Source organism: Sulfolobus sp. E5-1-F, assembly GCF_009601705.1.
Classification (GTDB): Archaea; Thermoproteota; Thermoprotei_A; order Sulfolobales; family Sulfolobaceae; genus Saccharolobus.
This window is the reverse complement of sequence record NZ_CP045687.1, coordinates 1,168,216-1,183,091: the sequence shown is the minus strand read 5'-3', so window position 1 is coordinate 1,183,091 and position 14,876 is coordinate 1,168,216. Positions and strand designations below refer to the sequence as shown.

The window sequence follows — 14,876 nt, the reverse complement described above, 5'->3', positions numbered from 1 at the left end:
GGTAATATTTTCCCTTACATTTAGAGATTTTTCATAATTCTGGGAATTATCTCTTTTAAATTTCTTGCCTTTTCGATGATCTCAGGGTAGAAATCGTATCTGTCTAACAAGATTGCATCTACATAGCTTCTCTTAGCTCCTACGTAATCAATTTCATATATATCCCCTATATGCAAAGCTGGATATCCTCCCTTAGAAATCGCAATTGCGAAGATTTTAGGATTGGGTTTGACAATACCAATCTCATGAGATAAGACTAAATGGTCAAAGTACTTTACTAATCCTAACTCTTCCAACAATTTTTTGGTTCTAGGTGATGAATTACTTACTAAGATTAATTTCATGTTGATACTCTTAATGGTTTCTAAAAACTCAATCACATCATCATATACGAAAGCTTCCCCATCCCTTATATCAGAACTCTTTATATCATTAATTAATTTATCATTTGGAGGGATATTCAAATTATATAGAAATTCCTTAATATCAGTTGGTTGGGAATAGTTGTTAATTGCCATGGCTTTCACATAAGCTCTAAATACCCTTTTAGTTTCAAAATCGTAACCGTGTTCTTTGAGAATAGTTTGCAATTTCTCATAAAATGCTGGTTTAAAACCAACTAATGTGTTTCCAAAATCTAAGAAAATCGCTCTATACACGTGCTTTTACTAAATTTCTAAGGTTATATGCTTTTGTTCTCCCTAAAATATTGGGAAAAACTTTACTAGATAGAAAGAAATGTAGACATTAATGAGTAAAAACGATAGATACATTAATCCTTTAATCCTCGATAATCCTTTAAGGTCTTTAGTTTCTCCCCCTAATAAGATATTATCAAGATTTCTTGAATATCTAAAAGAAGACTACACGGTAGTAGATTTGGGATGTGGCCCAGGGTTCTTTACTGTAATCCTTGCTAGAATTGTGAAAACCGTTTATGCAGTAGACCCAGACGATAGGGCAATAAGGAGATTAAAGGAAAAGGTCCAAAAAATGTCTTTGAATAACGTTATACCCTACGTTGCTCCAGCTCAGAAGTTAGAATTTATTAAAGATAAAAGTATTGACTTTGTTTTCTCTAACCTAATGCTATGCTGTACTTCAGACCATAATGGTGCTCTTAAGGAAATTAAGAGGATTATAAAGGACAATGGCTTAGCTTACATTAGTGTTACAAGGAGCCTTATCATGAAAGATAAAAGGGACGTTAGTGGGGATGAATGGAAAGAAATTCTTGGTCGATTTAAGATAATAAAGGAAGGAAAGAATTTAGTGGAGAGATGGGCTCTAGTGCAACAAATCGGTTGAGGTTATATATCTTAAAAAGCTTTCAGAGGTAAGCTAAATATATCATTATAGCACCGGCAATAATTGCCAAACCGTTAATTGCAGGGTTATCATATCTGAAATTCGCCAGGGCAAATCTCCTCCATCTTCCATGTTTTTTAATGTAAATTCCTTTTTCAGTGAATATATCCAAGAACATGTGAGAGGGTCCAACAACTAGACCGTTTAACAATGTTAGTAACACTACTTTATTGTTAAGGGAGAAATAATACTCGTGATAGCTAAATCCATAGTAATAAATTAAAAGAAGGATAATGATTGGTATTGTGGATACAATACCCCAAGCTACACTCCTAGGAATTGTATGCGTTAACGGTGTCCTTACTGGCAAATATCCGTACCTAGTAGCAATCTCCTTATGACCAATTCTATCAATCAATGAATTGCCAATTACTGAAACTATTCCGCTTAAGATAACAGTGTAGTAAAAATATTCATGAAAGAGCATAGAGTCCAGAAGTGTCAATAAACCTGTCGAGAAGACGTAGTGGGTTCTGAGCTTCACAAGATTCATTCCCTCTCCTCGTTTATAAATCTCACCTTATTTTTAGCAATCGCTATGTGTTTACATTTCCCTCTTATTGCAAATCCCTTGCAACTACACGAATAATTGATTACTCGTTTATCCTTATACACTATCCTTACCAAGTATGATTCTAATGGGTTCCTCTCTGAGTCTATAATGATGTAATAAGTATTCCTAGTTACTCTGACTAAGTACGGGTACATATTACCATTTCTTCTAAAAAAGAATTAGATCCAGTTCAGTGAAAGTATTATTCATTGAAATTGGGAAAGTATTCCTAAGGTTTTATACGTTTTAACCCTTTTAACTTATGCTAGATAAGTTTATAAATTAGAAGTCAGATATATAGATAGGGTGAAATGTATGATAAGTCTCAAAATTAGTCACAAAAAAGATGATAAAAAGAATGACAACTGGAGTAGCATTCCGATTACTTACGACATGTCGAGACTACCAGAGGAATATCTGAGAAATGAGTTTCCAGAAGAGTGGCGTTCATTGCAAAAAGAAAAGAAATATTATGGTTGGATCTGGTATTCCTAACCTTAACTAAAACCTTTTTAAATTTTAATCTTCTCCTAAATCAAGTTTTTTGAATGTTTGTTATTTAGTACCTATATTTCTGAAAATAAGTTATATTCTTCTCTTAGAGGATTAACCCTTTTTAGTCTTATGATAATACCTTAAGTTATACTTGAGTTAAAACCGTAAAGTATATTTAAGAGATTAACATAACGATAACTTGAAGAAATATGACAACAGTAAAGTTCAAGTATAAGGGAGAAGAGAAACAAGTAGATATAAGTAAGATAAAGAAGGTGTGGAGAGTCGGCAAGATGATAAGCTTCACCTATGATGAGGGTGGAGGAAAGACTGGTAGAGGAGCAGTAAGCGAGAAAGACGCTCCAAAAGAGCTATTACAAATGTTAGAGAAACAAAAGAAATAAAGTAATTAGGAAAACGTAAAGCTAGAATCTTTTTTGTCTTTCTGTTTTATTATACCTTTGTTCTGTTGTTCAGTTATTTATGAGAGTTAGGCAAGTTAAAATAGTATGGGTGTTTCAACTGATCACGTTCTTCATAAGCTTTAATAAAGAATTAACACAATATGTTATTTTGAATGATTAGAGTGGCCAGGGCTGAAAAATGTGATGAAATGTTTTTAATATGACTTGAAAGTTCTACCTAACCAATAACCTCTTTGTACAGCCTTACCTATACTGGGTTGATCATCAACAATATTATGTATTTCCACGTCAAACTTTATGCTATTTCTATCCTCCAAAAACTTCACGCCAATTTCACTTAACTCCTTTCTTAGCAAGTATTCCCTAGTTCTGTCCAATCCTTTGAATGACCTCTCCGTCATGTAAACCTCATTATATTTAGCCAATTCAAATGCGTAGTCATGATAAACGTAAAGGTTAGAATCTATCAGCACTTTTTCTCCCTTGACGTCCGGCATTTTAGGTATTTCGTAATCTGGTATAGCCATTATACAGTCTGAACACTCCATCTTAGAGTTAAGCTTTACCTCTACATTAAGTCTCCTTAATTCCCTCTCATAGTAATTAATTAACTCTTGAAACTCTTTAACTTTCCACGGATCTTTGTAGAGTAGGAATTGACCTCCTAATTTATTAGTTTGTTCATATAAGGTTACCGTAAAGCCCCTTAAAGCTAAAACTCTAGCAGCCTCCAAACCCATTACACCTCCTCCCACAACGATAACCTCTCCTTTGCCCTTCTCCAATGGTGGTAGCAATTCCCAGCCTAATTCTGGGTTAACATCGCATCTTACCTCTTTATATACAACCCCTCTACATGACTGATTACACCTAATGCATGGTCTTATTGGTAAATCCCTTTTCGCTTTCTCTAGCCAATAGGGATCAGCTAACAATTGCCTTCCTAATACGACTACATCAGCAATTTCTCTCGCCTTAATTGCTTCCTCCGGAGTTATAATAGATCCAACGAGAAATATTGGAATGTTAACTGCATCCCTTACTATCTTTGCCTCTTCAAGAAATGCTAATCTCTTGTAGTAATATGGCATACTAGAACCTAAAGGACCATCTCTACCAGCTGATAAATGAATGTAGTCTATTCCGGCCTTTTCTAACCTTTTACCTATTTCAGCCACAATCTCTGGAGTTAAACCCTCATTATCAAATTCGGTTACGCTGATCCTTATACCTACAGTGATTTTAGCCTTCTCCTTTATGCCCTTAAGGATTTCCTCTACAAACTTTACACCATCTTTATACTTATCGCTCCTCTTATTTGTTGCGGGTGATAAGAATTGGGCTAATAGATATCCATGAGCTCCGTGAAGTTCAATTCCATCAAATCCAGCTCTCTTAGCTCTTATCGCTGCGTTTATGAAATCGTTTTTAACTCTCTCTATATCCTCCTTCGTCATCTCCCTTACTTCGTCCATTATAGGAATGGGTGAAGGAGCTATAGGTTTGTTACCCCAAATTATGTCCTTCCTAGTCTTCCTACCAACGTGAACTAATTGTACGAAAATCTTACTTCCCAAAGCGTGAATTAACTCAGTTAACCTCATGAACTTTGGCGTTAACTCATCTGAGTACATTCCCAGTTCGTTAACTGATCCTCTAGCGTCTATATGATTAACGTATGTATATTCCGTTATTATTAATCCAACTTCTCCCTTAGCTCTCTCAGCTAAGTAGGCTATATGAGCATCACTGGGATAGCCCTCTGGCGTACCTAAATTACTAATCATTGGAGACATGGCTATTCTGTTCTTTAAAATAACATCGCCAACTCTTATTGGTTCTAGTAACTTCGATAAATCCATGAGGATTATTAGAATGATATAGTTAAAAAGTTAACTGTAAGGCCCTGTATTTTCCTATTACTAATTAATCTTAAATAAATATAATAACTGAAAAGTAATTACATATTCGACAATTGCTATGAAGCTCTCTCATATAAGAAATTTCCAATATTATCATATGTCATGTCGACTTTAGCTAATCTAAATCCCTTGTTTCGTAATAACTCATTTACTTCTTTCTCGAATTCCTTCCTAACTTCTATCAAAATTTTATCAGTAACATCCAAAGTGTTAGTAGCGCCTTTCAACACTTCCACCTCTGCACCTTCAACGTCAATCTTTAATAAATTGACCTTTTTGAGACTAAGAGAATCCAAAGTTATTGCATCAGCCGAAATCTTGTTACCACTAATCTCATAAGCTGAGGTCATGTCATTATTGGCAAAGAGCTCAATTTTACAAATTGTACTCCAGACAGCCATATTGAAAAGTTTAACGTTATTCATCAATTTATTTTCCTTAACGTTTAGTTCTAAGATTTTGAAAGAGATAGGATTTGGTTCAAAGGCTATAACATTTGCACCTCTTTTTCCAGCCCTTATGGTATATGAACCTATATATGCTCCTACATCTACAAATACCATACCCTTTTCAAAGCTAATCCAATTCCTAACCTCTGGTTCATTGTGAAGCAATATCATCCAAATATCATGAATTAGATTTTCCTTTCTCACATACCAATACATATCATCAAATTTCACCTTTAGTAATTTAGTATATTCTTCGCTTATTTTAGGAAACTTGTTAAAATACCTTAAGTTAATGTATGTTTTTAAATAGGTATAATATAGAAATAATCCAGATGAGAAATTTGAAGGTTTAACACTAAGATAATCTCTTAATGAGGGAGGTTTGGGTTTTAACTCCTCTATTCTCAAATCAAATTGGCCTCTTCCATTAATTCCTTTATCCTTTCGGCGTGATTTTTCCAGCTTAAAGTCTTGGCAATCTCCCACGAGCTTAAACTCATTTTCCTCCTCAAATTCTCATCCTCTAAAATCTCATTTATCCTATCTACAGCCTCCATCCAATCTCTAACTACGAAACCATTATCCCTTATAAATTCCTTACTTCCCAAACCATCATTAACTATAACTGGCATTCCACTAGCCATTGCCTCCAAAACTCCCATTCCTGGACCCTTCTCATTGAAACCAAACCTAATAAGTACTGCAGATTTATCGTATAGATTTTGTAATTCTTTCTCACTTATTGGTCCAGTAACCATTACCTCTTTATATTTACTCATAAACTCGCGCATTGTATCCTCTCTTGCCCAAGATCCCGCCATAATTAATTTTCCCTTAATTTTCTTAGCAATTTCGCCGTAAATCTCTGGCTTTCTCCCAGCATCCCACATCGATACAGCTAAAACGATCTTATCTCTTTCCACGTTAATTTTATCTTTGGGATAACATCCAGGATAAACTACTTCTGCTCTAAATCCGTTTTCACTTAGTATCTTTTTATTCCAATAACTGTTGACTAAAGTAAGCTTACTCTTGCCTATTATTTTCTTCTCTAACATTCTTGGAAAAGCCCATTTTAGGCTTTTACTATCGAGAGAAGTCTCATGAATATATAAGGCGTAGTCTTCACCATACTTTCTTTTCCTTAAATAACCTGTTATTCCAGCGAATTGATCATGAAATATTGCTGGTCCCTTTATCATATCTCTTGCCTTTATTATTCTATCCAAATCTACTGTTGCTACGCCTCCCCTATTTTTAGCGTAAATCGATGTTATGAACTTGTAAATGAACTTACTGCTATTATTCTCGAAAAGTACTTGTAAGTTAACGTTTGACAGATCGTATTTAGTCCCAGCATTCCTATAGGCTATTAATTTAGCGTTCATATTTCTAGCTTCTTCCAAAGCTACTCTAGTTACACCTCCACTCCAGAGTATCCTCAGTACAATGTTAATCATTATAGCTCTCCCAGATTCCCAAACTTAACTTCTTCACCCTTTTCACAACCAGTATAGGCTAAAGATGAAGAGTAGACAGCCCTCCTATTAAAGTACAACTTATAATACTCTTCCTTTCTTGTCATCTTATCCTTCCTATAATAGTTATAAAAGTAGATAGTAGAGGACCTATCAGCCCTATTTATCTCCATGATGAAGAGATTTAGTGCGGATTGTGTAAAGTCTTGTAACTTGTCAACTTCTTTAACGCTATATGTTGCCAAATATTTAGAAATAAGTTCCGAATCAACCATAAACGTGGGGTCCATTCCCAGTGCATTACCTAACCTATATTTGTCAACACTACCATTATGGGCTAAGAATAGTAGTGATTTTGGAGTACTTTCTAAGTAAGGATGTGAATAATAAGGAGAGACTAGTTTTTTATCACTAGCTTGTCTAGCGTGAATTATTACTTTCATTTCACCATCTAGTAAGTTTAGGATTTTCTCTAGATTTTCGTCCTTAAATATTGGGAGATGACTTCTATAATGTATTAGATTATTACTAGTAATTGCTACAATTCCCCAGCCATCCCCATGAGTTTCGTTAGTTAGTGGGTCCTTTAGTGATGCCTTAACTAGACAATTAGTAAGTCTCTTTAAGTACTCCTTATCATTTCCATTATATGCTAACATTCTACACATGTTGATTTAATACATGATATGAGGGGGATAAAAATGTTTCATCTTTTTGAATAGAGACCCATCCATATCGGTAGATCAAAAACCTTTTATAAATATAAATCAATTGAATTCTCATATATTTTTCTTTAACTGTAAAAAGAGTTTATTATGTAAGATGTGTTTGGGTCTACTAGAAAAGACTGGTAATTATGGTTCATAAACCTTATAGAAGAACTCATTAGCCTTAGGAGTAAGTTCCTCCCTTAACTTCATAAATAACTCATATGCTTTGTATCCTATCCAGTTCTGAGGTAATAAATCCTCCGGTAAATCTGGATCTATGTTCAGAAATTTTCTGTATTCGTGAACAAGTAGTATCCTCGTTACGAACGCCTCATTACTTTTTAGACTACCTACCTTTTCGAGGACTCCAGTCCATTTCTCTAAGAACGCTTTATAAGCTTGTTCAACTTCAGATAAATTCCAACACTTTTCCACTAACCGTTTAGGTTCTCCTAGATAATTCGCAACAAAAATGTCTATTTGTATGCCATTAGATGAAATATAATTATCGTTGATGAAATTCTTTAATGTATCTTCAATTGGGTTTGGTGAGATCCACGTTGATTGTGCTAGCATGCCAAATCCAAGCCACCTCAGCTCTCTCCTTAACCTATCTCTTAGTTCCCTATTGGTCTCTGGAATATTATATACTACTATTCTCCACCTATTATCCCACTTTCTTCTTACCTTTTCATAAACTCTCTTAGTTCCTTCCAATAATCTTACCATACCTTTCTCAGATAATTTATAGCTAATTTTCTTATTTTCTCTTCTTATTCCTACTATGAGTCCAGCTTTCTTCATTCTATATAATCCTGCTCTTATCGCTCCTTCGGAAAATCCGAATTCCTTAAAGATTACGATTAAACTTTTAGAACTTATTGTTCCTCCAGAATCCTTCACATAATCTCCATAGAGTGTAAAGAACAATGACTGTATCTTCATTAATAATAACCTTTTAGATTAATACTAAAAAATTTTCTTAGTTACAGCAAGTGCTATAAAACTTCATTTACTTCTTTATAGAGGGTTTTAGTTTTAATTCATTTTTATAAATTACTTGATCTCCCCTATTCTAAACTTATATCGTTGTATCTTACCAGTTGCAGTCTTAGGAATTTCATTAACAAACCTTATTTCTTTAGGAACCTTATAATGGTCTAATTTTTCCCTAAGATAATTCCTTATTTCCTCGGCTAATTCACTACTAGGCAAATATCCTGGTTTTAACGTGACAAACCCAATCACTCTTACTAGTCCCACTTCATCTGGAATACCTACGACTGCAGCTTCTAGAACAGCTGGATGTGTTAAAAGTGCTGCTTCCACTTCTATTGGGGAAACCCATAACCCAGAAGTCTTAATCATATCGTCTGACCTTCCAACATAGTAATAATACCCCTCTTCATCTCTGTAAAACTTATCTCCAGTTCTAAACCAAAATCCGACCATGTTCTTTCTAGTACTTTCGTAATCGTTCCAATAGAACATTGCTACACTATCTCCTTTTACGTAAAGATCTCCAACCGTTTTAGGTGGAACCTCATTGCCGTTTTCATCCACTATTTTAACTTCATACCCCGGGACTGGCTTCCCAGTACAGCCGGGCTTAGAATTACCTGGAACGTTAGAGATGTATATGTGAAGAGCCTCAGTGGAACCGATGCCGTCCAGAATTTCTACACCATATCTCTCTTTCCATTTAATATATATTAATGGGGGTAAGGGTTCTCCAGCAGAAACACAAAATCTTAAACTAGTTAAGTCGTAATTCTCCCAATCCTTTACATGAAGGATTGCGTTATACAAAGTAGGCACTCCAAAGAAGATAGTCGGTTTATATTTATGTATAGTTTCCAATACCTTTCTGGGTTCAACTCTATCTGGCATTAGAACGGTCGAAGCACCATTACCAAAGGCGAAATAGGATCCATTTCCTAGCCCATATGCGAAGAACAGTTTAGACGCACTGAATAGTCTATCTTTTTCATTGATTTGGAGAATATTCTTCACATAGGTATCGAGAACGACTAATATATCTTTATGCAAGTGAACTGCTGCTTTAGGATGCCCTGTAGTTCCGGACGTATAGAGCCAAAATGCCATATCGTTTGGTGAAGTCTTTTCAGGTTCTAGATGAGTAGAGGCTGTTGAAACAAGCCCATAATAAAATGCTAACTCTGCTTTGTGATCGTGATTTTCCAAAGTGATTTTTTGTGCTTCGGATATACCTGGTAAAATAATTACATGTTTAAGTCTATCAGCTCTACCTTTAAGATATGGGGCTAACTTAGTCCAAATGTCGGGTTCGATTGCTAATACCTTAGCTCCGGTATCCTCTAATAGGAAAAGATACTCTTCTGGTTTCAGATACGTATTAACTGGTACTGGGATTGCACCAATTTTCATCGCACCATAGAAAATCGATATGAAGAAAGGGGTATCATACGCTATCATCAATATTCTATTTTCTTTCTCTACTCCTAATTCCTTTAGAACATTCCCTACTTTGTTTATTTCCTCTATTACCTTGCGATATGACCAAATTTCGTCTTTATAATAAATTGCTATCCTCTTATTTGCCTCGCTATTATCCCATTTCGAGAATAAAGCATCAGTTATGTTTAAAAATCTGCCATATCTTGTAGCCATTATTATTTAATTTTAAAAACCAATTTATATAGTTAACGCAGTTTATATAGTACGTAAAAATCTCGCAATTTACTTTAGTACAATATTATAACGGAGATTTTTATCGTAGTCTATTTCAGTATATCCAAGCTTCCTTATTTCTTCATTAATTGAGCTTACATACTCCTCAATGAGTTTATCATTTGTTAATTCGGAAATATTAAGATCTCTAAGATGAGCCTCATTTAGGGATTTCGCTCTATACAGCATCTCTAAAGCTCTAGGGAACCAGAAGTTAAGCGCAGCTTGTACTCTATTCCTATTCTGATAAGCTTTTAATACGTTCTCAGAGTAAAATAAATGGCTCTCTTCCTCCTTAATCATGCTAGAGGCTAAATTTGCTAATGGTTCAAATGAGCAGTCTTTAATTGCTCTCAACTGATACAATCCGGCCCTATCTACCAGAAATACAAACGCTATTACATCTTCCCAGTTAAATAAAGGTAAATTGGAAACCTCTAACATGTGAATTCCCAATCTCGCATCTACGATTTTCGCTAGTTTATCCTTAACGTTAAACTCTTCCAATAATCTCACTAATTGCCAGCCGTGATTAAGTTCATCTGAAACTACCTTAGCTGAAAATAACCTATCATCTACTGTTGGTGCATTCACTAACCAAGGTGAAATTTGTTCTACCATAGCTAATTCAAAGTCCGCCCTCAACGCTATTATATCTATTAAGGTGTTCTTTAGATCTAGTGATAGTTCCTTTATGCTACTAAATTTTTGCATAGGAGCTCATTAAGTATCTAATTTTTAGAAACTTTTATGTTTTTCGCTTTTTTCTATCTACGGATAGAAAACGTTATATACTTTCAAGTAGAAGTATTATAATGATGACTGTCATAGAGTACAAAAAGCCTAAAAGAGTAATTGGATGGGGAGAGTATAAGGGATTAAGGAAGTTTGAGTCAATTTACGATTTACCACCAGAAGGAGTTGAAGTCTTGTTGAAGCTATTGACCGTTCAAGGAGATACGGAATTTGCGTCAATAGAACAACATATGCCTTGGTTAATTCACGCACCTAAATTATCTGATAGGGTAACGATCTCAAGAATCATGGTAGATGAAATGAGACATGGGTGGCAAGTAATTCAGATATTAAAGGAGTTCGGTGAGGAGGGAAAGAAAATAGCTGAAGATCTACTATCTAGGCGAATGGGCAAACACAAGCTTGATGCGTTTAATATTCCATTCAATATGTGGGAAGATACTCTAGGCTTTACCTTTTTAATAGATAGAGTAGGATTATACCAGTTACTAGCCTTTGAGGATTCTAGTTTTGGTCCCTTATCTAGAATAATCCCTACAATGCTTATGGAGGAGGAATTTCATATCAACTTTGGATATACTGGTATTAAGAAACTAGTTGAGGAAGGAAAGAAGGAATTAGCACAAGCATTAATAAATAAGTGGTTCCCTAGAGGCTTGGACATGTTTGGCCACTCTAAGTCGATTACGATAGATTTGGCTTATAAGTATGGGATAAAGAAGATGAAAAATGATGAAATGAGGGAACTATACATTAAAGATGTTAGAGAATTAGTCACTCCTCTAGGCCTAGAGTTACCGGATACAAATAGGAATAGAAGAGTTTTCTAGGTGAGACTGATGGGTTTGAATGAGTTAAGCCCAAAGTACTTCAAAATAGAAGTCGAAGATGGAGTAGGAATTATTAAGCTAAACAGACCTCCAGCAAATGCACATAACCTTGAGATGTTGAGAGAATTAGATAACATAATAGTTGAGTCTAGATTTGACCAGAGCGTTAAAGCCATAGTTATAACTAGCAATATTCCTAGGTTCTTCTCCGCGGGATTTGATATAAATGAAATAAAGGACAAGTCGCCGGAGTATATTGGCTTATCGAGTCAGTTCAGTAAAGAGGTTATGCTCAGGATGATGTCTACGAAAAAATTAATTATCGCAAGTATAAACGGGCATTGTATGGGAGGCGGGTTGGAACTTGCGCTAGCTTGTGATTTAAGATTTGGAGCTAACGATGAAAATATAAAGTTTGGTATGCCGGAAGTAGCTAACTTAGCTCTAATACCAGGAGAGGGTGGAACACAATTTTTAGCAAGGTTGTTGGGTAGGTCTAAGGCAATATACTTAATGGTGACCGGAAAGACGCTCTCTCCTAAGGAGGCATACGAACTCGGAATACTAGATAGATTAGTAGAACCGGAGAAACTATTCGAGGAATCCTTTGAGTTTGCGAAGCAAGTAGCTAAAGGCCCATCATTAGCTATAGGATTTGCAAAACTAGCAGTGAACGAAGGAATGGATTTGCCTTTGTATAATGCGTTTGCTTTAGAGAGGGAAATGCAAAATCAAGCTTTAGCCTCAGAAGATGCTAAGGAGGGATCTAGAGCTTTCTTTGAAAAAAGAAAACCAGTATTTAAGGGTAAATGACAATAATTTCTAACTAAATATGAAAATTTTTCATAATAGGCCCCGCTAAGCTGTTTCTCTTAATTTTTACATTAGCTAATCTTATTTTTAATTTTTCTAGATTTATTTTGGAGTGATTTTGTGTATACGGTGAACCTTGATTACGTAAAGTTAAAAATTTATTAAGAATCCGGAAATATATATTCATGTGGTAGATTCTAAGGTATTAATAAAGTTATTAGAGGATAGGCCGAGACCAAGGGGAAGTAAGATTAAGGAAGAGGATTTGAGGAGATTGGCTAAATTAGGAGAGGAGAATGTAAAATTATTAGAAGAAATGGGTTGTTGGAAGATGGAAGGTGAAGTAATATACTACAAGACTGGCTGCTTAGGGAACTACTTCAAAGAATAGATGAGTTAAAAGGTAGTGAAGCCGATCGTTTTTTGAAATTTCTAGCAATTCTAAATACACTTTTAGAGGAAAAAGGTCTAGGTAGGATAATAATCGTTGGAGGTTTCGCAGCCGAAATTTATTCTGGTAGAAGCTATAGGACTGGTGATGTAGATATAATAGTCGAAGGAGAAGCAATTGATCTAGTTATTCAAGTACTAAAGCAGATCTCAGACTTTGGACTTAGAATATACTTACCAAAGATAAGAGAAATATCAGAGAAAGGAATAGATATAGTTGGTAAAGTTTATAACAGACTTAAGCCTCCTCTCAAGATACAAGTAGACTCTTATCATGTTTTCATAATTCCGCCAGAGGAGGTTATATTAACCTACTTAGAGGCGTGGAAATTCTGGAACAGCATTGAAGATCGAAATAAGACTATTCTAGTTTATTGCTCCCAACTAAATAGACTAGATATTGAGTATCTAAATTCAGAGAGTGAAAGAAGACAAGTGAAAGATTATCTTGAGAAAATTAAGAATTATTGTTAGGTTAGGACGTGACCAACAAAATCTCTTTGTTATAAGATATGACAATAGTTTGTGAGATTTTGGTGGAGTTTAAGGATTTCCATCAATCTCGCTACTATACTAAACGTCTTTCAATGAATCTCGATAGTTCCTCAAAAAAGTATAATAGTTATAGATAATTCAATTATTCTAATTAGATGGTAACCAAAGTGGAAGAATTTGGGGATAAAAGTTAATCATATTTTTCAATGTAAGATGAGATTCTTATATAGTGCGATAAAGAAAAATCTCAAACATACTCGTCATTGCTATGCGTTTATAATCTACAGGTTAAGCTTAAACTAGCTTCTCTTCCGTTATATTGAATAAGACATAAACTTAGATCAAGATTTTTATTAGTAATTGTTTTATATTTCTTCTAATGCTAGGAAGGAACCAAGAGAAATATGATAAGTAGACAAAAATCACAACCTTCCTATTCCCTATTGATATATTCCCATCGAATTTTTTGATGAAATGAAATTAAAACCTAGGGAATTAATATTCTCACTGAATCATCTTACATAAATATATATAATGTCAATTTATTTGATTATTTGTAGTTGAGACACTCTCAAGGTAGATTTAAATTTCTATAGGAGTAATTTAATATGTGAGCCTAGAAGAAGAAATTAAAAAAGTATTGCTCAATAATCCATCGATATTAGTGGACGTTCTAACTGCTAAACCAGAGATAATATATCAGGTTTTAGCTAAAATAACTCCATGGCAAAGCTTAGCTACGAAAGAGGACTTAAAGAGTCTAGAAAAGGATATTAATGAAATTAAGAGCGTGATGGCTACGAAGCAAGACGTTGATAGGCTGGATAGGGCTGTGGAGGAAATTAAGAGCGTGATGGCTACAAAGGAGGATCTAAAGGCGATGGCTACGAAAGAGGACTTAAAATCGATGGCTACGAAGCAAGACGTTGATAGGCTGGATAGGGCTGTGGAGGAAATTAAGAGCGTGATGGCTACAAAGGAGGATCTAAAGGCGATGGCTACGAAAGAGGACTTAAAGAGGTTAGAAAATATTGTTACGGCTCTTGGAGCTAGATGGGGAATTATGAATGAGGACGCCTTTAGACAAGGAATTAGCGAGCTTTTAAGTAGTAGTGGCTGGAAGATCTCTAGGGAAGTGCTTTATGATAAGAATGGATATGTTTATGATGAACCTTCTGATGTTGAATATGATATCGTGATTAAGGACGGAAATGTTATATTGGTTGAGATCACTTCCTCTATAAAAAGAGGAGACTTGCCAGTAATAAAGAAGAAGAAAGAGCTGTATGAAAAGGTTAAGAATGTTAAAGTAAATTTAGTTTACGTTATAACACCCTTTGTCCATGATAGATACCCTGAGAGAGTTAAAGCAATGGCTAAAGATATGGGAATAGAAATAATATATCCATCAAGCTGATTG

General features: G+C 34.9%; 18 protein-coding genes. 8 read left to right on the top strand and 10 right to left on the bottom strand.

What is annotated here, in order from left to right:
* Positions 1 to 20 precede the first annotated feature (20 nt).
* Entirely contained in the window at positions 21 to 659 is a 639-nt protein-coding gene (locus GFS03_RS05770) for an HAD family hydrolase (protein WP_153422922.1), read from the bottom strand.
* 91 nt (positions 660 to 750) lie between these two features.
* On the opposite strand from GFS03_RS05770, the gene GFS03_RS05765 reads away from it, so the two are divergent.
* Positions 751 to 1,308, top strand: a complete 558-nt coding sequence (locus GFS03_RS05765) for a class I SAM-dependent methyltransferase (protein ID WP_153422921.1) — start codon at positions 751 to 753, stop codon at positions 1,306 to 1,308.
* Positions 1,309 to 1,330: 22 nt separating this feature from the next.
* Here GFS03_RS05765 and GFS03_RS05760 read toward each other — a convergent pair whose 3' ends face one another.
* Together GFS03_RS05760 and GFS03_RS13760 are read right to left on the bottom strand one after the other, a co-directional pair.
* Complete coding sequence (locus GFS03_RS05760) at positions 1,331 to 1,861, bottom strand: DUF1286 domain-containing protein (protein ID WP_153422920.1); 531 nt, start codon at positions 1,859 to 1,861, stop codon at positions 1,331 to 1,333.
* Complete coding sequence (locus GFS03_RS13760; protein WP_153422919.1) at positions 1,858 to 2,076, bottom strand: SWIM zinc finger family protein; 219 nt, start codon at positions 2,074 to 2,076, stop codon at positions 1,858 to 1,860. Before GFS03_RS13760 ends, GFS03_RS05760 begins: the two co-directional genes overlap by 4 nt.
* Before the next feature lie 160 nt (positions 2,077 to 2,236).
* Here GFS03_RS13760 and GFS03_RS13300 point away from each other — a divergent pair, with 160 nt between their 5' ends.
* Together GFS03_RS13300 and ssh7a are read left to right on the top strand one after the other, a co-directional pair.
* Positions 2,237 to 2,416, top strand: coding sequence for a hypothetical protein (locus GFS03_RS13300; RefSeq protein ID WP_153422918.1), 180 nt, complete (start codon positions 2,237 to 2,239; stop codon positions 2,414 to 2,416).
* Positions 2,417 to 2,625: 209 nt separating this feature from the next.
* Positions 2,626 to 2,820 (top strand): chromatin protein Ssh7a, encoded by a 195-nt coding sequence (gene ssh7a, locus GFS03_RS05745; protein WP_012713334.1) that lies wholly within the window; start codon positions 2,626 to 2,628, stop codon positions 2,818 to 2,820.
* Between the two features lie 215 nt (positions 2,821 to 3,035).
* On the opposite strand, the gene GFS03_RS05740 is transcribed toward ssh7a, so the two are convergent.
* The 7 genes from GFS03_RS05740 to GFS03_RS05710 all read right to left on the bottom strand — a co-directional run bounded on the left by GFS03_RS05740 (position 3,036) and on the right by GFS03_RS05710 (position 10,826).
* Complete coding sequence (locus GFS03_RS05740; RefSeq protein WP_153422917.1) at positions 3,036 to 4,703, bottom strand: FAD-dependent oxidoreductase; 1,668 nt, start codon at positions 4,701 to 4,703, stop codon at positions 3,036 to 3,038.
* 116 nt (positions 4,704 to 4,819) lie between these two features.
* On the bottom strand, positions 4,820 to 5,620 hold the full coding sequence (locus GFS03_RS05735; protein WP_153422916.1) for an FkbM family methyltransferase: 801 nt from the start codon (positions 5,618 to 5,620) through the stop codon (positions 4,820 to 4,822).
* On the bottom strand, positions 5,617 to 6,672 hold the full coding sequence (locus GFS03_RS05730; RefSeq protein WP_181443782.1) for a glycosyltransferase family 4 protein: 1,056 nt from the start codon (positions 6,670 to 6,672) through the stop codon (positions 5,617 to 5,619). The genes GFS03_RS05735 and GFS03_RS05730 overlap by 4 nt, the downstream gene beginning before the upstream one ends.
* Positions 6,672 to 7,358, bottom strand: a complete 687-nt coding sequence (locus GFS03_RS05725; RefSeq protein ID WP_153422915.1) for a class II glutamine amidotransferase — start codon at positions 7,356 to 7,358, stop codon at positions 6,672 to 6,674. Before GFS03_RS05725 ends, GFS03_RS05730 begins: the two co-directional genes overlap by 1 nt.
* Positions 7,359 to 7,544: 186 nt before the next feature.
* Positions 7,545 to 8,345 (bottom strand): PaaX family transcriptional regulator C-terminal domain-containing protein, encoded by an 801-nt coding sequence (locus GFS03_RS05720; RefSeq protein ID WP_153422914.1) that lies wholly within the window; start codon positions 8,343 to 8,345, stop codon positions 7,545 to 7,547.
* A 111-nt stretch (positions 8,346 to 8,456) separates the two neighbouring features.
* Positions 8,457 to 10,052, bottom strand: a complete 1,596-nt coding sequence (locus tag GFS03_RS05715) for a benzoate-CoA ligase family protein (protein ID WP_153422913.1) — start codon at positions 10,050 to 10,052, stop codon at positions 8,457 to 8,459.
* 69 nt (positions 10,053 to 10,121) lie between these two features.
* The gene (locus tag GFS03_RS05710; protein WP_153422912.1) at positions 10,122 to 10,826 is read right to left on the bottom strand and encodes a 1,2-phenylacetyl-CoA epoxidase subunit PaaC; all 705 of its coding nucleotides are present in this window, start codon (positions 10,824 to 10,826) and stop codon (positions 10,122 to 10,124) included.
* Between the two features lie 101 nt (positions 10,827 to 10,927).
* Between GFS03_RS05710 and GFS03_RS05705 the strand changes: the two genes are divergently transcribed.
* The 5 genes from GFS03_RS05705 (at position 10,928) to GFS03_RS05685 (ending at position 14,873) form a co-directional block, all read left to right on the top strand.
* Positions 10,928 to 11,698, top strand: a complete 771-nt coding sequence (locus tag GFS03_RS05705; RefSeq protein WP_153422911.1) for a 1,2-phenylacetyl-CoA epoxidase subunit PaaC — start codon at positions 10,928 to 10,930, stop codon at positions 11,696 to 11,698.
* A 9-nt stretch (positions 11,699 to 11,707) separates the two neighbouring features.
* Positions 11,708 to 12,511: an enoyl-CoA hydratase/isomerase family protein gene (locus GFS03_RS05700; RefSeq protein WP_153422910.1), complete on the top strand. Its 804-nt coding sequence runs from the start codon at positions 11,708 to 11,710 to the stop codon at positions 12,509 to 12,511.
* 187 nt (positions 12,512 to 12,698) lie between these two features.
* Positions 12,699 to 12,902 (top strand): hypothetical protein, encoded by a 204-nt coding sequence (locus GFS03_RS05695; protein WP_153422909.1) that lies wholly within the window; start codon positions 12,699 to 12,701, stop codon positions 12,900 to 12,902.
* On the top strand, positions 12,875 to 13,435 hold the full coding sequence (locus GFS03_RS05690; RefSeq protein WP_153422908.1) for a hypothetical protein: 561 nt from the start codon (positions 12,875 to 12,877) through the stop codon (positions 13,433 to 13,435). Before GFS03_RS05695 ends, GFS03_RS05690 begins: the two co-directional genes overlap by 28 nt.
* A 631-nt stretch (positions 13,436 to 14,066) precedes the next feature.
* A complete protein-coding gene (locus GFS03_RS05685) occupies positions 14,067 to 14,873 on the top strand; it encodes a PD-(D/E)XK nuclease family protein (protein ID WP_153422907.1) in 807 nt (268 codons plus the stop codon).
* Positions 14,874 to 14,876 lie beyond the last annotated feature (3 nt).